The 19672-nt window shown below is 61.8% G+C and carries 21 protein-coding genes and 2 tRNA genes; 8 read left to right on the forward strand and 15 right to left on the reverse strand.

Translation table 11 applies throughout. From position 1 onward, the window contains the following. Positions 1 to 34: 34 nt before the first annotated feature. Positions 35 to 1066: a betaine--homocysteine S-methyltransferase gene (gene bmt, locus FDT80_RS03785; RefSeq protein ID WP_138660884.1), complete on the forward strand. Its 1032-nt coding sequence runs from the start codon at positions 35 to 37 to the stop codon at positions 1064 to 1066. Here bmt and FDT80_RS03790 read toward each other — a convergent pair. Next, complete coding sequence (locus tag FDT80_RS03790) at positions 1063 to 2142, reverse strand: PA0069 family radical SAM protein (protein WP_138660885.1); 1080 nt, start codon at positions 2140 to 2142, stop codon at positions 1063 to 1065. The two genes, bmt and FDT80_RS03790, sit on opposite strands and share 4 nt — an antisense overlap. Before the next feature lie 215 nt (positions 2143 to 2357). Here FDT80_RS03790 and FDT80_RS03795 point away from each other — a divergent pair, with 215 nt between their 5' ends. Next, on the forward strand, positions 2358 to 3059 hold the full coding sequence (locus FDT80_RS03795; RefSeq protein WP_138660886.1) for a corrinoid protein: 702 nt from the start codon (positions 2358 to 2360) through the stop codon (positions 3057 to 3059). Positions 3060 to 3131: 72 nt separating this feature from the next. Further along, positions 3132 to 3770 (forward strand): DUF1638 domain-containing protein, encoded by a 639-nt coding sequence (locus FDT80_RS03800; RefSeq protein WP_138660887.1) that lies wholly within the window; start codon positions 3132 to 3134, stop codon positions 3768 to 3770. Between the two features lie 116 nt (positions 3771 to 3886). Here FDT80_RS03800 and FDT80_RS03805 read toward each other — a convergent pair whose 3' ends face one another. After that, positions 3887 to 4300, reverse strand: coding sequence for a SufE family protein (locus FDT80_RS03805; protein ID WP_138660888.1), 414 nt, complete (start codon positions 4298 to 4300; stop codon positions 3887 to 3889). Positions 4301 to 4430: 130 nt separating this feature from the next. Here FDT80_RS03805 and FDT80_RS03810 point away from each other — a divergent pair, with 130 nt between their 5' ends. Beyond that, on the forward strand, positions 4431 to 4955 hold the full coding sequence (locus FDT80_RS03810; RefSeq protein WP_138660889.1) for a hypothetical protein: 525 nt from the start codon (positions 4431 to 4433) through the stop codon (positions 4953 to 4955). A 62-nt stretch (positions 4956 to 5017) separates the two neighbouring features. Here FDT80_RS03810 and rnd read toward each other — a convergent pair whose 3' ends face one another. From rnd to purM, 3 genes are all read right to left on the reverse strand, one after another. Continuing rightward, a complete protein-coding gene (gene rnd, locus FDT80_RS03815) occupies positions 5018 to 6178 on the reverse strand; it encodes a ribonuclease D (RefSeq protein WP_138660890.1) in 1161 nt (386 codons plus the stop codon). An 86-nt stretch (positions 6179 to 6264) separates the two neighbouring features. Further along, positions 6265 to 6861: a phosphoribosylglycinamide formyltransferase gene (gene purN, locus FDT80_RS03820; protein WP_138660891.1), complete on the reverse strand. Its 597-nt coding sequence runs from the start codon at positions 6859 to 6861 to the stop codon at positions 6265 to 6267. Further along, the gene (gene purM, locus FDT80_RS03825) at positions 6858 to 7904 is read right to left on the reverse strand and encodes a phosphoribosylformylglycinamidine cyclo-ligase (RefSeq protein ID WP_138660892.1); all 1047 of its coding nucleotides are present in this window, start codon (positions 7902 to 7904) and stop codon (positions 6858 to 6860) included. The genes purN and purM overlap by 4 nt, the downstream gene beginning before the upstream one ends. Before the next feature lie 117 nt (positions 7905 to 8021). On the opposite strand from purM, the gene FDT80_RS03830 reads away from it, so the two are divergent. Then, a tRNA-Ile gene (locus tag FDT80_RS03830) sits at positions 8022 to 8098 on the forward strand. Between the two features lie 38 nt (positions 8099 to 8136). On the opposite strand, the gene FDT80_RS03835 is transcribed toward FDT80_RS03830, so the two are convergent. Then, positions 8137 to 10209: an ATP-binding protein gene (locus tag FDT80_RS03835; protein ID WP_138660893.1), complete on the reverse strand. Its 2073-nt coding sequence runs from the start codon at positions 10207 to 10209 to the stop codon at positions 8137 to 8139. A 263-nt stretch (positions 10210 to 10472) separates the two neighbouring features. After that, complete coding sequence (locus tag FDT80_RS03840; protein WP_138660894.1) at positions 10473 to 11798, reverse strand: ATP-binding protein; 1326 nt, start codon at positions 11796 to 11798, stop codon at positions 10473 to 10475. 63 nt (positions 11799 to 11861) lie between these two features. Between FDT80_RS03840 and FDT80_RS03845 the strand changes: the two genes are divergently transcribed. Continuing rightward, on the forward strand, positions 11862 to 12773 hold the full coding sequence (locus FDT80_RS03845) for an MBL fold metallo-hydrolase (RefSeq protein WP_138660895.1): 912 nt from the start codon (positions 11862 to 11864) through the stop codon (positions 12771 to 12773). 81 nt (positions 12774 to 12854) lie between these two features. Beyond that, positions 12855 to 12929, forward strand: a tRNA-Asn gene (locus FDT80_RS03850). A gap of 270 nt (positions 12930 to 13199) precedes the next feature. Here FDT80_RS03850 and FDT80_RS03855 read toward each other — a convergent pair. Beyond that, a complete protein-coding gene (locus tag FDT80_RS03855; RefSeq protein ID WP_138660896.1) occupies positions 13200 to 13670 on the reverse strand; it encodes a hypothetical protein in 471 nt (156 codons plus the stop codon). 69 nt (positions 13671 to 13739) lie between these two features. Between FDT80_RS03855 and FDT80_RS03860 the strand changes: the two genes are divergently transcribed. Further along, positions 13740 to 14381: a hypothetical protein gene (locus tag FDT80_RS03860; RefSeq protein ID WP_138660897.1), complete on the forward strand. Its 642-nt coding sequence runs from the start codon at positions 13740 to 13742 to the stop codon at positions 14379 to 14381. A 24-nt stretch (positions 14382 to 14405) separates the two neighbouring features. Here FDT80_RS03860 and FDT80_RS03865 read toward each other — a convergent pair whose 3' ends face one another. The 7 genes from FDT80_RS03865 to FDT80_RS03895 form a co-directional block, all read right to left on the reverse strand. Further along, the gene (locus FDT80_RS03865) at positions 14406 to 15791 is read right to left on the reverse strand and encodes an AlwI family type II restriction endonuclease (RefSeq protein ID WP_138660898.1); all 1386 of its coding nucleotides are present in this window, start codon (positions 15789 to 15791) and stop codon (positions 14406 to 14408) included. Between the two features lie 24 nt (positions 15792 to 15815). Beyond that, positions 15816 to 16799 carry a DNA-methyltransferase gene (locus FDT80_RS03870; RefSeq protein ID WP_138660899.1) on the reverse strand — a complete coding sequence of 328 codons (984 nt, stop codon included), beginning with the start codon at positions 16797 to 16799 and terminating at the stop codon, positions 15816 to 15818. A gap of 91 nt (positions 16800 to 16890) precedes the next feature. Further along, a complete protein-coding gene (locus FDT80_RS03875; RefSeq protein WP_170311779.1) occupies positions 16891 to 17604 on the reverse strand; it encodes a hypothetical protein in 714 nt (237 codons plus the stop codon). Further along, on the reverse strand, positions 17588 to 18382 hold the full coding sequence (locus tag FDT80_RS03880) for a terminase large subunit domain-containing protein (protein WP_138660900.1): 795 nt from the start codon (positions 18380 to 18382) through the stop codon (positions 17588 to 17590). The genes FDT80_RS03875 and FDT80_RS03880 overlap by 17 nt, the downstream gene beginning before the upstream one ends. After that, complete coding sequence (locus tag FDT80_RS03885) at positions 18372 to 18989, reverse strand: hypothetical protein (protein ID WP_138660901.1); 618 nt, start codon at positions 18987 to 18989, stop codon at positions 18372 to 18374. Before FDT80_RS03885 ends, FDT80_RS03880 begins: the two co-directional genes overlap by 11 nt. Beyond that, complete coding sequence (locus tag FDT80_RS03890) at positions 18986 to 19249, reverse strand: hypothetical protein (protein ID WP_138660902.1); 264 nt, start codon at positions 19247 to 19249, stop codon at positions 18986 to 18988. Before FDT80_RS03890 ends, FDT80_RS03885 begins: the two co-directional genes overlap by 4 nt. Next, positions 19242 to 19625 carry a hypothetical protein gene (locus FDT80_RS03895; RefSeq protein ID WP_138660903.1) on the reverse strand — a complete coding sequence of 128 codons (384 nt, stop codon included), beginning with the start codon at positions 19623 to 19625 and terminating at the stop codon, positions 19242 to 19244. Before FDT80_RS03895 ends, FDT80_RS03890 begins: the two co-directional genes overlap by 8 nt. Between the last annotated feature and the right edge of the window lie 47 nt (positions 19626 to 19672).

Consider the following 19672-nt stretch of genomic DNA (forward strand, 5'->3'; position numbering starts at 1 on the left):
CCATGCGACCGAGACCCCGAGCGGAGCACATCCCATGTCCAACCCCCTGACCGATCTTCTGGCCGCGCGCGGCTATCTGCTGGCCGATGGCGCCACGGGCACCAACCTGTTCAACATGGGGTTGATGTCGGGCGATGCGCCCGAGATGTGGAACACCGAAGAGCCGAAAAACATCATCGCGCTGTACAAGGGCGCGGTCGATGCGGGCAGCGACCTGTTCCTGACCAACTCCTTCGGGGCCAACGCCTCGCGGCTGAAGCTGCACGGCGCGGAAAGGCGCGCGCATGAGCTGAGCCGCGTTTCAGCGGAACTGGCGCGCGAGGTTGCCGACACCGCCGGGCGCAAGGTCATCGTCGCAGGCTCGGTCGGACCAACCGGCGAGATCATGGAGCCGGTGGGCACGCTGTCGCATGCGCTGGCCGTCGAGATGTTTCACGAGACCGCGGATGGCCTCAAGGCGGGCGGCGTCGATGTCGGCTGGCTGGAGACGATCTCCGCCCCCGAGGAATACCGCGCCGCCGCCGAGGGTTTCGCGCTGGCGGGGCTGGAGTGGTGCGGCACCATGAGCTTTGACACCGCCGGGCGGACCATGATGGGCGTGACCAGCGCCGACATGGTCAAGATGGTCGAGGATCTGGACACCCCGCCGATGGCCTTTGGCGCCAACTGCGGCACAGGCGCGTCGGATGTGTTGCGCACCGTACTGGGCTTCGTGGCGCAAAGCGCCGAGACCGGCACCCACCGGCCCATCATCGCCAAGGGCAACGCAGGCATCCCGAAATATCACGACGGCCACATCCACTATGACGGCACGCCCGAACTGATGGCAGATTATGCCGTGATGGCACGGGCCTGCGGCGCCAGCATCATCGGTGGCTGCTGCGGCACGATGCCCGAGCATCTGCGCCATATGCGCGACGCGCTTGACACCAGAACGATGGAGAGCGCGCCCAGCCTGGAGGAGATCGTAGCGGCGCTCGGGGCCTTCACCTCGGAAGGTGACGGCACCGGCGACGACACCCCCGCCCCCCGCCGCACATCGCGCCGCCGCCGCGCCGGCGCCTAGAACAGCGAAAGCTGCGCCGCGTCCCGGCCCGGCGGCGCGAACAGGTCGCAGCGCATCGGCGGCGCGGCGGTCTTCAGGCCCAACCGTCTGACCGCCAGATCGAACCGCTGCGCGATGACGTCGGCATAGGGCCCCTCGCCGCGCATCCGTCTGTGCCAGGTCGCGTCATAGTCCTTGCCGCCGTGCATTTCGCGCAAGCGCGCCATGATCCGCCCGGCCCGGTCGGGGAAATGCCGCGCCAGCCAGTCCCGCACCAGCGGCGATACCTCGCGCGGCAGGCGCAGCATGATCCAGCCGGCATGCTCCGCCCCGGCCCCGGCCCCTGCCGCCAGAATCGCCTCGAGCTCCGGATCGGTCAGCGCGGGGATGAGCGGCGAGGCCATCACGCGCACCGGTATACCCGCCTGCGTCAACCGCGCGATCATCGCCAGCCGCCGCCGGGGTGACGGCGCGCGCGGCTCCATCAGCCGAGACAGCCGCATGTCGAGCGTCGTGACCGAAATTCCAACCCGCACAAGGCCCCGCCGCGCCATGTCCGACAGAATATCCAGATCCCGCTCGATCAACGCGCCCTTGGTGACGATGGCGACCGGATGACCTGCTTCCGACAGAACCCCGAGAAGGGCGCGCATGATCCGGTGCTCCTTCTCGATCGGCTGATAGGGGTCGGTGTTGGTGCCGATCGCGATCGGCGCCACACTGTACCGCCGCGCCGCCAGTTCCCGGCGCAACACCGCTGGGGCATCGGGCCGCGCGACAAGCCGCGTTTCGAAATCCAGCCCCGGCGACAGCCCCAGATAGGCATGACTGGGCCGCGCGAAACAATAGATGCAGCCATGCTCGCACCCCCGGTAGGGATTGATCGAGCGGTCAAACGGCAGGTCCGGCGACCGGTTGTAGGTGATCACGCGGCGCGGCACCTCGACGCTGGTCCGGGTGCGCAAAACCGGCAGCGGATCGTCTTGTGCCGCCCATCCATCGTCCACCGCTTCGCATTGATGCGCCTCGAAGCGGCCCGCGTGATTGCTGGCGGCGGCACGCCCTTTCAGGCTGTGATGACGGTCGGGGCGATCCATGCCGAAACTCTAGAACAAATAACGAACATCCGCAAGAAACCTTGCTGAAATGCCCGCAAAACCTTGTGGCCCGCATCATGAAAAGGGTAGTTTTCGCCAGACCACGTCGCGCATCACGCGGCCTGTGTCGTATTTCGGAAAGTCCGGGTGCGACAATCTGACAAAAGAGTGCAAACGCAAGTCCCCTTGCGGCCCGCGTCAACAAAGGAATTCCCATGTCTGAAGAAGACGACATCATTCTGGCGGAACTGGACGACGAAGAGCTTGTCCAACAGATGTTCGACGACCTCTACGACGGTCTCAAGGAAGAGATCGAAGAGGCCGTCACGATCCTGCTGGATCGCGGCTGGGCGCCCTACGACATCCTGACAAAGGCCCTTGTGGGCGGCATGACGATCGTCGGCGCCGATTTCCGCGATGGCATCCTGTTCGTGCCCGAAGTGCTGCTGGCCGCCAACGCGATGAAGGGCGGCATGGCCATCCTCAAGCCGCTGCTGGCAGAAACCGGCGCGCCGCGCGTCGGCAAGATGGTGATCGGCACCGTCAAGGGCGACATCCACGACATCGGCAAGAACCTCGTATCGATGATGATGGAAGGCGCGGGCTTCGAGGTCGTCGACCTGGGGATCAACAACCCGGTGGAAAACTACCTCAACGCGCTGGAAACCGAAGGGCCTGACATCCTTGGCATGTCCGCGCTGCTGACCACCACGATGCCCTACATGAAGGTCGTGATCGACACGATGGTCGAACAGGGGATCCGCGACGACTATATCGTGCTGGTGGGCGGTGCGCCCCTGAACGAAGAATTCAGCCGGGCCATCGGCGCGGACGCCTATTGCCGCGACGCCGCTGTTGCGGTCGAAACCGCCAAGGACTGGGTCGGACGCAAGCACAACAGCCAGAAATCCGCCTGACCCGGCTGCCCGGCACAGATTGCGCGGCCTGCCTCTCGACCCAGGCGGGCCGTTTTACGCGGGAGATCCAGGATGCCCCGACCGACCGACAGCCAACTGACCGAAGACGGGCTGCCTCTGGCGCGCACGGGTGGACAGGTGCTGCTCATCGCCTGCGGGGCGCTGGCACGGGAAATCCTCGATCTCAAACGGCTCAACGGCTGGACCCATCTTGACCTGACCTGCCTGCCGGCCAAGCTGCACCTTTACCCTGAAAAAATCACCCGGGCCGTGCGCGACACCGTCGCCCGGCACCGCGACGCCTACGACACGATCTTTGTCGTCTATGCGGATTGCGGCACCGGCGGCCTTTTGCAGGCCGCCTGCGCCGAGATGGGCGTCGACATGGTCGAAGGCCCACATTGCTACAGCTTTTTCGAAGGTAATCAAGAGTTTGAACGCCATAGTGAAAGTGAAATCACGACCTTCTACCTGACCGATTTTCTCGTGCGGCAGTTCGATGCCTTCATCGTCAAACCGATGGGCCTCGACCGTCATCCGGGCCTGCGCGACATGTATTTCGGCAATTACGAAAAGCTGGTCTACCAGGCACAGACCGACGATCCCGAGCTGACCAAAAAGGCCCGCGCCTGTGCCGAACGGCTCGGGCTGAGCTTCGAGCGGCGCTTCACCGGCTACGGCGACCTCGCGGGAACACTCGCCCGCCTCTAACGGCCTGCGAACTTCTCTTGTTCGGAAATATCCCCGCCGGAGGCCCCCAAAGGCCGGAGGCCTTTGGCAATATCGTGTGGCGCGGAACGCGCCGCGATCAGGTCACGCGCGCCAGGTCACGCCGGGGCCGAGGCCGCGACCGACCGGACCCGTTCGATCATTGCGCGCAGCCCGTTGGACCGTTGCGCCGACAAATGATCGTTCAGCCCAAGCCGCCCCATTTCCGTGCGCGCGTCGATCCGCGCGACGTCCCCCACCGACACGCCGTTGTAAAGCTTGCGCAGCACCGCGATCAGGCCGTTGACGATCATCGCATCGCTTTCGCCGTCGAAATGCAGCACGCCGCCGTCGGTCTTGACGTGCAGCCAGACCTGGCTCGCGCAGCCGTCCACCTTGGTCGCCGGCACCTTCAGCGCAGGCTCCAACGGCGCCATCGCCTTGCCTTCCTCGATGACAAAGCGATAACGGTCTTCCCACTCGTCCAGGAACTCGAAATCCTCGACCAGTTCTTCGAATGCGGGCGTTGCCATGGTCTCTCCTGTGTCGCGTCCTGACAGAGGTATGATCTGACCTGCCAAAGGTCCACCCCCGCCTTGGCGCTTTTCAAGCCTGCGCGAATGCGGTAGGTCAGTCTGACACAAAACAGCGACGGCAGGCCCCATGCGCAAGACCCTAACCGCTCTCATGCTCTCCACTCTGGTCGTGTCAGGCTGCGGCGCGATCCGTGACAGCCGCGCCAATCCTTTCAACTGGTTCGGGCGCGGCGAACCCACCGCGACGGCGCCGGTCAACGCCACTGCCGCCAACCCGCTGATCCCGCAACGCTCCGGGCTGTTTGCCTCGGCGCGGAACCGGGCGGCGATCTACACCGGGCAGCCCATTGACACCGTCACCGACCTGACCATCGAACGCATCCCCGGCGGAGCGATCATCCGCGCGACGGGTGTGCCCGCCAGGCAGGGCGTTTCCTCGGTCAGGCTGACGCCAGCCACGGCGGAGGATGTGCCCGTCAACGGCGTTCTCACCTATCGCTTGGACGCTGTCCCCGCGCCCGGCCCGCAACCGGTCGGCAGCGTCGCCTCGCGGCAGGTCGTGGTGGCGCGCAAGGTCACGGATCAGGATTTGCGCGGCGTGCGCAGCATCCGGGTCGAAGCCGCGCGCAACGCGCTCGAGTCGCGCCGCTGACGCAAAGATCGCATCAAGGTCGAACCACAAGGCCTTGATCTGGAAACGCTTTCGGAAAGCGGTCAATCCAGATCGACAATCCTCACGTCCGAGCCTTTGGCGGCCAAGGCAATCTTGCCCTCGCAAAGCCGTTCCGCATCGGCGCCGAACACCTCGCGCCGCCATCCGCTGAGTGCGGGCACATCGCGCAGACCTGCGGCAATCCCGTCAAGGTCGGCGGCCGGCGCGATCAGCTTGGCCGCGACGCCTGCGCTTTCGGTCTTGGCCTTCAGCAGAACCCGCAACAGGTCTGCCAGCGCCGGGTTCACCTGCAGCTTCTCGCGGGATCGGTCGGGCTGCGGCAGATCCTCGGGCGGGCACGCGCTTCCGGCTTTCACCGCCTTGAGGATCCCGTCGGCAATATCGCCGCGGCGCGCCTCGCGCAACAGCAACCGCGACCGGCCGAGTTCTTCGATCGTCTTGGGTTTGTTCGATGCCAGTTCGACCAGCGCGTCATCCTTGTAGACCCGGTTGCGCGGAATGTTCCGCGCCTGCGCATAGTCCTCACGAAAGGCGGCCAGTTCCCGCACGATGGCGAGGAACTTGGGCGAATTGGTCCGCGTCTTGACCCGCTTCCACGCCTCGCGCGGCGGTGTGACATAGGTCTCGGGGCTGGTCAGCACCTTCAGTTCTTCATGCACCCAGCGGCTGCGCCCGGTCTCCTCCAGCTTGGCTGCCAGGAATTCGTAGATCCGTCGCAGATGGGTCACATCGGCCAGCGCATAGGTTTTCTGCGCATCCGTCAACGGGCGGCGCGACCAATCGGTAAACCGCGACGTCTTGTCGAGCGCCTCCTTGGCGATCTTTCGCACCAGCGTCTCGTATCCCACCTGTTCGCCAAAGCCGCAGACCATCGCGGCGACCTGGGTGTCGAACAGGGGTTCGGGAAACACCTGCGCATCGACATAGAAGATCTCGAGATCCTGCCGCGCGGCGTGGAACACCTTGACCACCGATGTGTCGCGAAACAGATCGTAGAGCGGCTCCAACGACAGCCCCTCGGCCAGCGGGTCGACCAGGACGCCGGTGCTGTCATCCGGGCCGGGCATGGCCAACTGCACAAGGCAGAGTTGCGAATAATACGTCCGCTCGCGCAGAAATTCGGTGTCTACGGTGACATAATCATGTTCGGCCGCCGCGGTACAAAAGGCGGCCAGATCTTCGGTGGATGTGATGATTTTCATTCAGGAAACTTCACTGTGTCAGGGTCTTGCGTGCGACGCGTCCGGTCGTGGTACACGAGGCCGTGCAGTTTGACCAGATCGCACACTCATTCCGAGAGACAGACAGGCGTGTGATCCCCGGCCGCAAAGCGGCGCAGGACCGCGGGATACAGTTGATGCTCAAGCTTGAGCACCCGCGCGGCCAGCGTCTCGGGCGTGTCGCAAGGTGCAATCCGCAGGCTGGCCTGCCCCAGGATCGGCCCGTCGTCCAGCGCCGCGGTCACCTCGTGCACGGTGCAGCCATGCATCTCGTCGCCGGCCTCCAGCGCGCGGGCATGGGTGTGCAGCCCCCTGTACTTGGGCAGGAGCGAGGGGTGGATGTTCAGCATCCGGCCCTTCCACGGCGCCACGAATTCGCCGGTCAGCTTGCGCATGAATCCGGCCAGGCAGATGATGTCGGGCGCGTGTTCGGCCATCGCCCCCGTGATCGCCGCCTCGAAAGCGTGGCGGTCGCCGTGAAACGGCTGATGGCGGATCACCTCGGTCGGCACGCCGCGCGCCTCGGCCAGGTCAAGCCCGCCGGCGGTCGGATCATTGGACAGCACCAGACAGGGCCGCGCCGGGTGATCGCCCGTCATGCTGTCCAGAAGCCTGGCCATGTTTGACCCGCCGCCCGAGATGAAGATGGCGACGCGCTTGGTCACAGCAGGCGGCCCGTATAGGCCATGCCCGGCGTGTCGGTGACAGCACCCAGGCGCACCACGGTTTCGCCTTCGGCGCGCAACAGCTCCGTCAGGGCGTCGGCGCGCGCGGCGTCGACGCTCAGGATCATGCCGATGCCGCAGTTGAAGGTCTTGAGCATTTCCGCCTCGGCCATGTCGCCGGTCGCGGCCATCCACCTGAACACACCCGGCAGATCCCATGTTCCCAGATCGATCTCGGCGCCCGTGCCCTCGGGCAGCACACGCGGCAGGTTTTCCGTCAGCCCGCCGCCGGTGATATGCGCGAGCGCGTGAACGCCCCCCGCCCGCACCGCCGCCAGCGCCGGTTTGACATAAAGCCGCGTGGGCGTCAGCAGCACCTCGCCCAGGGCGCCTTCGGTCCAGGGGCAGTCGGCCTCCCAGCCCAGGCCCGACATCTCGACCAGCTTGCGCACCAGGCTGTAGCCGTTGGAGTGAACCCCGTCGCTGGCCAGACCCAGAAGCACATCGCCGGGGGCCACGCCGGCGGGCAGGTCCTGCCCCCGCTCCATCGCGCCCACGGCAAAACCGGCAAGGTCGAAATCGCCCGCCGGGTACATGCCGGGCATTTCAGCCGTCTCACCGCCGATCAGCGCGCAGCCCGACCCCTCGCAGCCCGACGCGATGCCTTCGATGATGCGCGCGGCGACATCGGTCTCGAGCTTGCCCGTGGCGAAATAATCAAGGAAAAACAGCGGCTCGGCCCCTTGGCAGACCAGGTCGTTGACGCACATCGCCACCAGGTCGATGCCCACCCGGTCGACGTGGCCCGTGTCGATGGCGATGCGCAGCTTGGTGCCGACGCCATCCGTCGCGGCCACGAGGATCGGGTCTTTGTATCCTGCCCCCTTGAGGTCAAAGAGGGCGCCAAAGCCGCCCAGACCCGACATCACGCCGGGGCGGTTGGTGCGCTTGGCCGCGGGTTTGATCCGGTCCACCAGCGCGTTGCCCGCGTCGATATCCACACCGGCATCGGCATATGTGATCCCGTTTTCGCCCTTGGTCATGATCCGGCCCCTTTGCGCCCCGTCTGTCGTTGCTCGCGCAGTTAGAGCATTGCAGGCATCCTTGCAACGGCAACCCTTGACGAAAGCCCCCGCCGCGCATACCCAAAGCGACATGGCGGGCCTGTAGCTCAATTGGTTAGAGCAGAGCGCTCATAACGCTTTGGTTGCAGGTTCGAGTCCTGCCGGGCCTACCATTCATTCCCCTGTCACCGCCAGCCGCCGATCGCGGCGATCAAGCGACCGCGCGCAGGGTGCTGCGGCGCAGGGTCAGAGTGAAGCTGCTGCCTTTGCCGACCTGGCTTTCGGCGGACAGGCTTCCCGACTGCGCCATCGCCAGTTCGCGCGAAATCGCAAGCCCGAGCCCGGTGCCACCGGACCGCCGCGTGGCGGTTGAATCGACTTGGTAGAACGGATCGAAGACGCCGCCGATCACATCCTCGGGGATGCCGACGCCGGTGTCGGTCACGGTAAACACCACCTGGTCCTGCGATGGCGCGACGCTCAAGGCTACGCTGCCGCTGTCGGTGAACTTGACCGCGTTGCTGACCAGATTGAGCAGGATCTGGCGGGCGCGGACCGGGTCGGCCAGCACCGCGAGGGTCGGGGAGACGTCGTCGATCTGCACCTCCAGCCCCTTCTGACCGGCCAGAACCCGCGCCTGCTCCGCCACCGGCTCCAGAATCGAGCTTACGTCGCACGCCGAACAGTCGACGGAAAGATGCCCCGCCTCGATCTTGGCGAAATCCAGCATATCGTTGATCAGGTGCAGCAGATGGCTGCCCGACCGTTCCATCCGGGCGATGATCTCGGTCAGTTGGCGATACATGTCATCGACCCGCGCGGCGATGTCGCCCTGTGTGGTTTCGGGATCCTCCAGCGCCGCTTTCAGCGCCTTGGAGGTTTCCAGCAGACGCGCGTTCGACACCAGCCGCGCCACCCCCAGGATGACGGTCAACGGCGTGCGCAATTCATGGCTCAGCACGCCCATGAAATCGGTCTTGGCCTTGCTGGCCGCTTCGGCCGCGGTGCGCGCGCGGGTCAGTTCGGAGATGTCGACCCGCAGGCCGACGTAACTGCCGTCGCGCATCCGGCGGTCCGACACCTTGATGACACGCCCGTTCAACAGGTGCTGTTCGATGTCGATCGCTTCGGAGTCGCGGCGGGCGGCCGCCCGCTCGGCCGGTGTGATGGCCTGCGCCCCGTTCGTGCCGTCTATGAATTCACGTTTCATGCCATGGCTGACAATATCCTCGAAGCGGGTTCCGGGCTTCACCAGATCGGCACTGAAATCATAGATTTCGCGGTACTTGGCGTTGCAGGCGACCAGCCTGTCGTCTGCGTCGAACATCACGAAACCGTCGTCCAGCGCATCGATCCCGTTCGACAGCCGCCGCTGCGCCAGCTTGCGCGCCTCCGACAGCCACAAGACATAGGACAAGAGCCCCATCAGCAACGCCGCAACCGCCGCCATGATCAGCCGTTCGCGCGTCTGCGTCGGCGACGCGGCGGGCCAACCGCCGTCCGTCGTGGTCAGCAATTGCCAATTGCCGAAGGGAAAGTTGAAGTCCAACCGCACGGGATCGTTCTGCGTCAGCGCGGGCGATCCGAAAAACACCCGGTGCTGCCCGGCCTGCGACGCTTCGCGGATCAGGATGTCATAGCCGTCTTCGATGTCGTTCAATCCGACCCTGTCGATGAATCCCTCGTAATCAATGACGATGGAGACCACCCCCCACGGCACCGGCGCACGCGAGACCGTGGAATTCGACGGCCGGTAAACCGCCTCGCGGACGATGATGCCGCGGCCGCCCTGCACCAGGTTGACGGGCGCGGCTATGGCGCTGACCCCGGTTCGCATGACCTGTTCCACCAGCGGCAGTTGTTCGGGGCTGTCGCGGTAATCAAACCCCAGGACATTCGCATTTCCCGCACGCGGATACACCAGCGAAACCTTCAGGTCCTCGGCCGCCGCGATATTGATCACCAGGTCGTCACGCCCCCGAATCTGCGAGGCGGCGATGGCGAATTGGGACTGGGTCATATCCGGATTTTGCCCGATGATGGCGGCCAGTTCGCGCACCATCAAAAGCTTGTCGAAGATCTCGGCCTCGAAATCCTCGCGCAGATCCATCATGGCCATCGTCGTGTCGGATTTCATCCGCTGAAGATAGGTGACATAGGACAACCGATCGAGACGGTAAGCCACAAGCGCCATCGAGGCGACCGCCAGAGCGAAGGTCAGCCACAACCACGTTGAGCCGGCCATCGACTTCAGTTGCGTCATCGGGGGCATTTTGCTGAACATCGGGTGCGCTTTCGTCTTGCGGCTCGGTCGGACCACTCGGGGTCCGGCATGTCATTGCTGTAAACGGCGGCAAGAGAACGTGCGTCGCCTGCACACCTGCACCCTGCCCGCTTCTCACACGTTCAGCTTGCAGGGTCGGCCTGCGCAGTCAACAAAACATTGTATCGCGCCGCCCAAGGTGCACCAATTCAGCAACGCTTCCCTAGCGGAAACACGATTTCCACGTGCTTTTGTCACGAAAAAGGCACAAAAAAAACGTGCAATCAGCGCGCGATCACGATGTCCGCGCGCAAACCGCCCAGGCGTTCGGAATCGCCCAGCCGCAGCACCCCGCCGTGCGCCCGCGCGATGTCCGTCGCAATGGCGAGGCCCAGCCCGACGCTGCCCCCCTTGTCTTGGTTGCGCGCCGCATCCAGCCGGGTAAAGGGACGCGTCGCCTCGGCGCGGCGATCCTGCGGAATGCCGGGGCCGTCGTCCTCGACCCGGATGCGCAGGGTCTTGTCGGTCAGCAACAAGGAGACTTCGGCACGCGCGCCATATCGCACCGCGTTGCTGATCAGGTTGTCGATCGCGCGGCGGATCGCCTGTTCGCGCAGCGTCACGGTGCCCGCGCCTTCACCCTCGATCGGCAGCAGCGTCACGTCGCGGCCCGCCCGCTGCGCCTCCTCGACGACGCGGCTGACCAAATCCCGCGGGTCGACTGGCTCCGGCTCCCCTTCCGAGGCCCCCTTGGCGAAATCCAGAAAGGCATCGAGCATGCCCTGCATGTCATCGACATCCCGTTCCAGCGGTGCGCGTTCGTCATCCTCCAGCATCGACAGGCTCAGACGCATCCGCGTCAGCGGCGTGCGCAGGTCATGGCTGACCCCCGAGAGCATCAGAGTGCGCTGTTCGATCTGCCGCTCGATCCGGTTGCGCATATCGACAAAGGCGCTGCCGGCGGCGCGCACTTCGGTCGCACCGGCGGGCGTATAGGGCACGTGACGCCCGCGGCCGAATGCCTCCGCCGCGCGGGCCAGACGTTTGATCGGGCGCAACTGGTTGCGCAGGTACAAGAATGCGATCACCGTCACCAGACCGCCGAAAAACACCATGTTCACGATCAGCTGGTGCGGATTGGACGCCGAAATGCGGCGCCGGTCAAAGCCGATGCGCGCCGGCCCGTGCTCTGTCTGGACGTACAGATCGACGCGCCCGCCGTCAGACAGGTCGATCCGCGCGATCTCCGGAATGAGCCGGGGCAGATCATCGAAGATCACTAGACCCGAAAAATCGTACCAGCGGCGCAGGTTCTCCGGCGGGATGTCCGCCGCCATGATCGGCTGAAACGCGACATCCAGCACATCGAGTTTCGCCGCAACCGCGTTGGACATCGCGGTGGCACCGGCGGCCGCGTTCGCCGTGTCCAGGACCAGCCGCACCTCGCGCGCGACGGTCTGCGTCATCTGCAGCGTGACATCGGTGAAATGCCGCTGCGTGAACAGAACGGTCACGACCAGTTGCACCACGACCACCGGCAGCAGCAGGATCAACGCGGCCCGCCCATAGAGACCGCGCGGCAGATAGTGTTTGAGCCACTCAAAGAACATGGCTAAACCCTAGCGACCGTGCGCCCCATGTAAAAGACGCGAAAGACACAGACCGCCATGCCGATGACACCGCCAGACGATTTTGCCCCCGACGTGGGCGTCGCCCAGACGCTCGAGCCGGGGTTGCGCAGGCTCGTGGCCCCCAACCCGTCGCCCATGACCTATCGTGGCACCAATACCTATCTGGTGGGCACGCGTGGTATCGCGGTGGTCGATCCCGGCCCCGACGATCCGGTCCATCTGAATGCGATCCTCGCGGCGCTGACCCCCGGCCAGGAGATCACGCACATCATCGTGACGCACACCCATGTCGATCATTCCCCGCTGGCGCATCCGCTGGCCCTGCGCTGCGGTGCCCCGGTCCTGGCCTTCGGCAACGCCACCGCGGGCCGGTCCGCCGTGATGCAGTCGCTCGCCGACGAAGGACTGGTGGGCGGCGGCGAAGGCATCGACCAAGGGTTCGAGCCGCACGAGACGCTGCCCGACGGCGCGGTGGTGAACGGCGACGATTGGCGACTGGAGGCGATCCACACCCCCGGTCACATCGGCAATCACCTGTGCCTGGCTTGGGGCGACGCCTGCCTGACCGCGGATCACGTCATGGGATGGGCCAGTTCGCTGGTATCGCCGCCCGACGGGGACCTGACGGATTTCATGACCTCCTGCGCCCGGCTGCAACGCCGCGACTGGCGGGTATTCTACCCCGGCCACGGCGCGGCCATCGAGGCCCCGGCCGCCCGTCTGGACTGGCTCGTGCAACATCGCTTGACCCGCGAGGCGGCCATTCTCGACGCGCTGACCCAAGGCCCCGCCGACGCCGCGACGCTGGCGCGCAAGATCTACACCGATACCCCGTCCGCCTTGCTGGGCGCGGCGACCCGCAACGTCCTTGCGCATCTGGTTGATCTGGCAGGAAAATCCCGAGTGGCGCCCAAGGGCCGCCTAAGCGCCGCGGCCGAATTTCACCGGGCATGAGAACAGCGGTCAGAAATTCGGGATTTTCCGTCAAAACCCTCTGGACCTCCCAAAACGCCACTGCTATATCGCCCGAACCGTTCCGGCGTAGCTCAGCGGTAGAGCAGTTGACTGTTAATCAATTGGTCGTAGGTTCGATCCCTACCGCCGGAGCCATAATATCCCAACAAGATCAGAGACATAAAGGCCGCTCTGACGAGCGGCCTTTGTCGTTTTTCGAAGCTCTGCAACAACTCTACAACAATCGCCGCTTTGCAATGAAAACGGGCAGCACCAAAGCACCGCCCGAATTGGATCACAGATCAGGTGAAGCCCACCACCGCCCTTCCATGAAGATGTAAGTCCGACCGTAGAGAGTAAGTCGAACATGACAGTTGCGGTCGAGACCACGGCTGATTGTGCGCAGCCGTTCGCGAACACTCTGGCTCATGCTGCCGCCTCCTCTGAGAACGCTGCAAGCGAATGGATCGGGAAACGCGCGATTGCAGAGCCGTCCATCTGCACAAGTAGGTTGCCCGCGTTAGCGCAGTTGTAGCCAAACAGGATGGCATCCACCATGGCATCCTGCTCGTCGATGGCCGCGATTCCCTGAATAAGATCAGGGTCGCCGACGACTTCTGCTGCTCTCCTTAACTGCGGCACGACAGATGGATCGTGATAGCCGCAGTCTCGCAGGCCGATGCAGGTGTCAATCAGATCATCCGCGGCCCGTACTTCGGCCAAACGTGCCAGATGGCACTCATGCTCAGCGAGTGACCCGAAGTAGTCGTAATCATCATCTGCGTTGAGCATCTCAGTCACGCCGGGACTTGCGGCATGAGCAATAAGGTAGTCGAGATCACACCGGGCGACGTTGAACCGGTTAGCGGCGGCTTCGATCAGGGTTCTAATGGGCATTTGGTAGTCCTTTCGGATGGATTGGGTTACGCCTTGTTGGCACGTCCTTTGTCACCGAAAGCGAGTTCCGTGGAAAAACAGCCAGTTCAAACTGAGTGTTTCGAGGAGGTCTTTCTCGACTACCTGCGCCTGCGCTTCGAGTGTGAGCCGCTGCCTCACTACGTCATGGCGGCGATGCACGTCTGCGACGAGAAAGGCCGGGACTATCCTGAGTTCGTGCGCGGATTCATGTATTGGTTCGCGGATAAGTTCTTGTTCGACACCGAAGGCACCTTTCCAGCTCAAAGCCACAACGCTGATCCTGCCGATGCCCGTTGGCGCCGATACAGTGATTGCCATACACTGTTGGAAGGTTTCTATGCGAACGATCTGGCGGGGCCGCTAGAGGCTCAGGAGGAACGCTGGGAGCTTATTGAGCGCGTGGCTAAACTACGATCTGAGCCGCGCGAAGACCCGACTGGCAAGGCTGGACGAAGACGGAATAAGACGACCAAGACTGATGAGGAAGTGTTCGCGGAGTTAGAAGAATGGTTCGCCGTTCGCGACTACACATTGAAACGGCAGCACAAGAAGCTGACAGTCCATCACCTATATATGTCGGGCACGTTTCCGGTCGCCCTTGTCCGTTCAGGCGACGGGTATAAGGTCAAGTGCATTCAGGTTGATCACCCAGACGCGATCCGACTGCCTGAGGGCAAGAGGCTGCGGTAGGTGCTAGGGTGCGACAAATTAGGCCTAAACAGCAGCCGCGCCCGCCTTCAACGAAAGCTCGATGAGGTAGACCTTTGTGTCGTGCGCGTCTCTTGCTGCCTTGAGCTTATCGTCAATCTTTGTAGCAACGATAATGCCATGAGTCGGTTTTCCAGATTTGGCTAAATTCTTGCGGACCCAGCCCATGTATCGAGAGCACTGTCCATAGACACGGTCAGCACTCCGTCCTTTTTTAAGTTCTATTACATAGTACTCGCCGGTAGCATTGCTCTTTGCCAGCAAGTCAATGGGCCCTACCGTTGTCGAGTACTGCCGCCCAACAAGTTTCAATTTCACTCCGATTTGCTTTTCTATTAGGCTGAGATCATGCTCAAGGTGATCTTCAATCGTCTTTTCTGCAACAACCATATCCTTAAAGCTCTTGAGTTCTTTCGGAGAAGTCTCCGTCTTCTTCTTCAAGCGAATTGCCGCTTCTATGTCACCTTTGTCTAGATAGTAGTCTAGAGCGACATCACTGGTCGCCATTGAGCCTGGAGCGCCATAAAAGGCGATCCAATCCTTTTGGTCGGCAAAGTGAATAAACTCGCCATCCTTATTGTAGCGATTCAACAGTTTCCGAGTGTCGATAAGCTTACCTCGAACAAGACTTAAATTTCCAGCCGCATCAATTTCAAAATTCTCAGAAAGGCTATAGAACTTAAGGGCGTACGAGGCATTCAGACGAATTGTATTCAGTATTGAGTCCCGCCGCATCCCCGCCAACTTATACTTGCTACATTGGCTAATGAGTTCTGCTTTGACTTCGCTGTCGAGGTCCCTGTAGCGGTGAATAGAGTCTATTACCCTATCAATTTCGTCGTATCGCTTTGCTCTAGATACGAACAGTACGTACTCGTCCCTCGAAATGTATTGGCCATCAACCGTTCGCAGAACCTCTAACAGGAAGGGGACAGGATGAAGGCTCATCCCATTATGGTCTTTCGCGCGCACAGTGGGATTCGTGAACTGGAATCTACTAACCTGATCCGATAGTACACCATCCGGATCAGTTCCATCCAAAAACTCGTTTCCTACGTCTGTAATTTCAACAAACTCATCGTTTTCCACCCAAGCAAGGCCGAGCATCACAAAAACCTGCTTAAGCATCCGCGCAAGCGGTGCTCCACCCTCGCTCCACTTCGCTTTAGCGCCAGATATCCCTCTGGTAACGAGCTCGTTAATGTAGTCCTCTTGGCAATCTCTCCATTCTCGAGTGTGTCCTTCGAAACCTCTGAGCACCAAAAGCCTGTCCCGCAGCGCTTCTGGTGTCACTGCTAGGCCTTTCGGAATATACCAATAAGACAGATCAGAGCCGTATGCGTTTACGAACTTCTTCCATTCTCTCGGAAGAGAGACTTTCTTTTTTGCCACGGAAACACCTGCAACATCATCGCGCTACAGGAAGGTTAACTGATCCTCATCGCCGCTGGCAACACTTCGTCCATAGGTCTGACGCTTGTGTTTCTTTTCAGCATCCTTGCCAGCCGAGCCAGCTTCAGCAGCCGCAAGTTCAATCAACTCATCTTTGCTAGGATACTTAGGTCTTCCAACCAACATCAATGGCTGATACGGCGCAGTCCGCTCAATTCGACGCTGTGCGAACTCGATGTACTCGCGGTTCAGGTCGATGCCAATGTACTGACGTCCCATTGCCTTTGCCGCTACGCAGGTCGTTCCAAGGCCCACAAACGGATCAAGTACAGTTTCGCCCTGAAATGCTTCGTACGCGCCGTAAGTGTAAAGCATTAGCAGACGTGCAGGGAGTTTGATTGGGAATGGGGCTGGGTGACCTGACTCCCGCTTGACATCTTCAGGATACATGAACCAAACCTGCTGCGTAAGGTCCAACCACTCTGTTCTCGACAGTCTGTTCGCCTCTTTAAGTTCTGGGTCGAACTTCGGTGGCTTCCCTCCCTTCACATAAACGTTAATAAACTCAATCGTGTTGTTCTCGAGAATGTTCCCCGGGTACGGATAGCTACCAAACATCATTTTCGATGTTTGTTTTTGCCAAACAAACAAACTGAAACGCTCGAAGCTGGTCTCCGACAATATCAAGTGTTCGAGGTCGAAAGCTATGTTCTTGATATGACGAGTGTGCTGACTGATGACATTCTTCGGGATGGGCATTATTGGTGTGTTAATGCACATTTTCCCATTGGGCCTCAAAACACGATAGCACTGCTTCCAAACGCGCATCATGTCGTTGAGGTAATCTTCGTATGTCCCCCACGGTGCGCGCCCATGCGCGTACTCCACAGCGTCCCAGTAAGGAGGCGAGGTGACGACAAGATCAACGCTATCATCAGGCAATCTTTCGATCACCTCGGCAGCATCGCCAACGATCAAGCGGTTCGCGGTGGTGCTGCTGTCGAGCATTTGCCTGCCTTCGTAGAATCTTACTGCTGAGTTCCCACCATAGTGGAGTCTACACAGGCTAAACGCAAGATGTAGCTGCCGAAAGGGTGCTCTACCAGTAGCCTTTGAGCGGGGCCTCCCCGATGTGAGCGCAGATACTGCGATGATCCGACAGCCACAGGGCGAGCGAAGCGGACACGGCGAGGTCTGCGTGGCCGAACTTCGTGCCGCCTTCGATCCGCACGCGCCCGGTCGATCCCACGTCAGCCTCGAAGCTCTCAAGCTCTTGGCGCATGAGGTCGCGGGCCTCGAAGTTGCCGATGGACAGGTCGCCCGTGTGGATGGCCGAGTTCAGTGCCGACAGGAGCCGGGTGCGGCCCACGTTGTTGAAGGTGCGCCCGCGCTCCTTCGTTTCCGTCTCGTTGTCACCGGCCACCATCTGAACGCGGGTGTGCTGGACCGACTTCGTATCGAGCAGATCGCAGAACGCACGGCCCACCCCGGAGGAATCCACGACAAGGTAGGCGCGGCTTGCGATTGCCGGGTCCATCATCAGGTTCCGGGTCACGATGGCGAGGTCTGCATAGGACATGGCGGGCAGATGATCCGCCCGCACGATCTCGCGGCGGCGCTTGGTCAGTTCCTGTCGCCCGTTGTCGTCATAGAACGGCACCCGCTCGTCGAGCAGTATCGAATAGGCGTTGCGGTCCTGAGCCTGTGCAATATCGAGGCCCACGAGGAAGCGGCGATAGCCCTTGACGATCTCGACCGCCGGGTCCGCGTTTGGCAGGATCAAGTCCTCGCCCTTTTCAACCAAGCCCTGCATAGAGGTCTCCTAATCTGAGTTGGGGTGTGTCGGTGAACGCGGCAGCAATTGCTGCCGAGTCGAAGAACTGTTGCCCCCGACCCATCCAGTTGAGGCCGTGCTCCACGCCGAACTCGAACTTCGACAGGACCTTTCGCTGACTCGCGACCAACTTCGCCATGCGCGGCAGATCGAGGGAGCAGGCGCGGATGCGTTCGACTTCGGGATACATCTCCCAGTCGCTCCACATCTCATAGGCCTTGCCCGATTTGCCGCCCGGTGTGGTGATCAAGATCGTCTTCGCGTTGTCCTCGGCAATCGAAAGCGTTGAGCCGAAAACATCATCCGGGATGAACGCAGCCTCGTCATAGATCAGCAGGCCATTTTTGACGCCGTAGCCACGGGCCTGTTCACCGTTTTGACCCGCCGGAACGCAGACCACTGACGAGCCGTTTTTCAGGTGCAATTCGGTCATGGTGCGCCGCTTGGCTTCGATAGGCAGCCCCATCTTTTCCCAAGTGAACGCGATCTTGGCGAACAGCAGTTGGGACTGCGGCAGCGTCTTTGAAAGGATGATCACCTGATGGTCAGGCTTGGACAGTTCCTGGCCTGCCATGACGCCCACGGTTGTCGATTTGCCGATCCGCCGCGACGCCAGCACAATGATGATGTCCGACGCGGAATTCATCAGCTTGCGCTGCCAATCGTCGGGCGGACCTGCGACGACCCGCTCAAGAAGCAGCTCCGGCTTTATCCGCTCGTTGAGCGTGCGGAGGAAAAGGCCAAGGTCATTCGACATTGAGCGGAATCCGCCGGTCTGTCACGGCCTGCCGAAAGGTCTCGAATGCCTCCGGGTGGGCGTGAAACACGACCCACAGAACGTCCATCAGCTTTTGAACGTCGGGATGCTCGTTCAGGCCTAGAACGATTGTCGTCTTGTCGCGCAGGTTGGAATAGACCTTGAGCAGGTTCTCATAGGATTTGTTCTGATCCCGGAGCAACTGCATCATCGGGGCCAGAACGTCGAAAAGGTTGTCGCCACCTTCTGCCACCATGCCGTTGAGGGTGCGATACAGGCGCTTCTGCTCCTTGAGAATGCCCTCAATCCCGCCTTCGATCTTGCCTTGGGCGCTGTTCACTTCCTGATCGAGCGAGGTGGCATCCAGCTTGTTCGCCTCGACGAGAACGATCTTTTCGACCTCTGCCGTGATGAACCGCTTGCGGAACCGCGTCAGGCTTTCAAGATCGACGCAGCACCTTTGCGCAATCTCCTTGAATTGGCGGCGGCGCAGCACACAGTCGAGAACAACCTCAACCACGTCCGACCGGGCGCGGATCGTGGAGCGGCGACCGTTGCCCGATTCCACGGGCAACGCGTCCTTGATGCGATCATAGTTGATGGTCATGCCGCGGCCGGCCAGCCCGACAGGGTGCGCCCCGCAAGATCGACCATATGCGGAGCCATCTGGCCAATGACGCGCCGCGCATCTGCTGCATATAGCGGATGGTCGCCAACGTCGCGGATGAAGTTGGGTTCTTCCGCGCAGAACAGGCAATCGAGAATGGCGTTCCGCGCGAGGGTCACATCGAACTCCTTCACGGTGCGATAGATGCCCGACAGGAACTCGCGGGCGGTCGCGTCTGCGGCCTTGTCGAGATCAGTCATCGGACACGATCTCCAAGGTGGTTCCCGTCTTCTCGGCCTGCGCCTTTGCGCGGCGATAGAGGGCTGCGTCACGGGCCTGCACGCGGGTCAGCCGGATCGGTTCCGGGTTGAGGGCATCCTTGATCGACGCCGGGTCGCCTTTGCGCTCGAGCAGAGTTTTGAATTGACCGGCTTCGGCCTGCTCCTTCGCTGCCACCTCGGCTGCTGCCCGCTTCTGATCCTTGATCTCGTCGAGCATCTTCTCGGCATTGGTTTTCAGACCGCCGATCTGGTCTTCGATCTGCTTCGAGACCTGTTCGGTCAGGGCTTCGAGCAGCTTGGGTGTCGCCTTCGCGATGAATTGCTCCATCAGCTTGTCATTGTTGTCCTCAGACATGTGTGCACTCCTTCACGTTCGCACAAAAAGAAAGGCAGACCCGGAAG

This window comes from Sulfitobacter sabulilitoris (genome assembly GCF_005887615.1).
GTDB lineage: Bacteria > Pseudomonadota > Alphaproteobacteria > Rhodobacterales > Rhodobacteraceae > Sulfitobacter_E > Sulfitobacter_E sabulilitoris.

Bases quoted from the DNA above. Each gene is read 5' to 3' on its own strand.
- FDT80_RS03800 (WP_138660887.1), top strand. From the start codon at position 3,132: ATGCCCCGACCGACCGACAGCCAACTGACCGAAGACGGGCTGCCTCTG.
- FDT80_RS03805 (WP_138660888.1), bottom strand. From the start codon at position 4,300: ATGGCAACGCCCGCATTCGAAGAACTGGTCGAGGATTTCGAGTTCCTG.
- bmt (WP_138660884.1), top strand. From the start codon at position 35: ATGTCCAACCCCCTGACCGATCTTCTGGCCGCGCGCGGCTATCTGCTG.
- purM (WP_138660892.1), bottom strand. From the start codon at position 7,904: ATGACCAAGGGCGAAAACGGGATCACATATGCCGATGCCGGTGTGGAT.
- FDT80_RS03795 (WP_138660886.1), top strand. From the start codon at position 2,358: ATGTCTGAAGAAGACGACATCATTCTGGCGGAACTGGACGACGAAGAG.
- FDT80_RS03790 (WP_138660885.1), bottom strand. From the start codon at position 2,142: ATGGATCGCCCCGACCGTCATCACAGCCTGAAAGGGCGTGCCGCCGCC.
- FDT80_RS03875 (WP_170311779.1), bottom strand. From the start codon at position 17,604: ATGCAGGGCTTGGTTGAAAAGGGCGAGGACTTGATCCTGCCAAACGCG.
- rnd (WP_138660890.1), bottom strand. From the start codon at position 6,178: ATGAAAATCATCACATCCACCGAAGATCTGGCCGCCTTTTGTACCGCG.
- FDT80_RS03810 (WP_138660889.1), top strand. From the start codon at position 4,431: ATGCGCAAGACCCTAACCGCTCTCATGCTCTCCACTCTGGTCGTGTCA.
- FDT80_RS03880 (WP_138660900.1), bottom strand. From the start codon at position 18,382: ATGTCGAATGACCTTGGCCTTTTCCTCCGCACGCTCAACGAGCGGATA.
- FDT80_RS03895 (WP_138660903.1), bottom strand. From the start codon at position 19,625: ATGTCTGAGGACAACAATGACAAGCTGATGGAGCAATTCATCGCGAAG.
- FDT80_RS03840 (WP_138660894.1), bottom strand. From the start codon at position 11,798: ATGTTCTTTGAGTGGCTCAAACACTATCTGCCGCGCGGTCTCTATGGG.
- FDT80_RS03855 (WP_138660896.1), bottom strand. From the start codon at position 13,670: ATGCCCATTAGAACCCTGATCGAAGCCGCCGCTAACCGGTTCAACGTC.
- FDT80_RS03885 (WP_138660901.1), bottom strand. From the start codon at position 18,989: ATGACCATCAACTATGATCGCATCAAGGACGCGTTGCCCGTGGAATCG.
- FDT80_RS03890 (WP_138660902.1), bottom strand. From the start codon at position 19,249: ATGACTGATCTCGACAAGGCCGCAGACGCGACCGCCCGCGAGTTCCTG.
- FDT80_RS03835 (WP_138660893.1), bottom strand. From the start codon at position 10,209: ATGTTCAGCAAAATGCCCCCGATGACGCAACTGAAGTCGATGGCCGGC.
- FDT80_RS03845 (WP_138660895.1), top strand. From the start codon at position 11,862: ATGACACCGCCAGACGATTTTGCCCCCGACGTGGGCGTCGCCCAGACG.
- FDT80_RS03870 (WP_138660899.1), bottom strand. From the start codon at position 16,799: ATGCTCGACAGCAGCACCACCGCGAACCGCTTGATCGTTGGCGATGCT.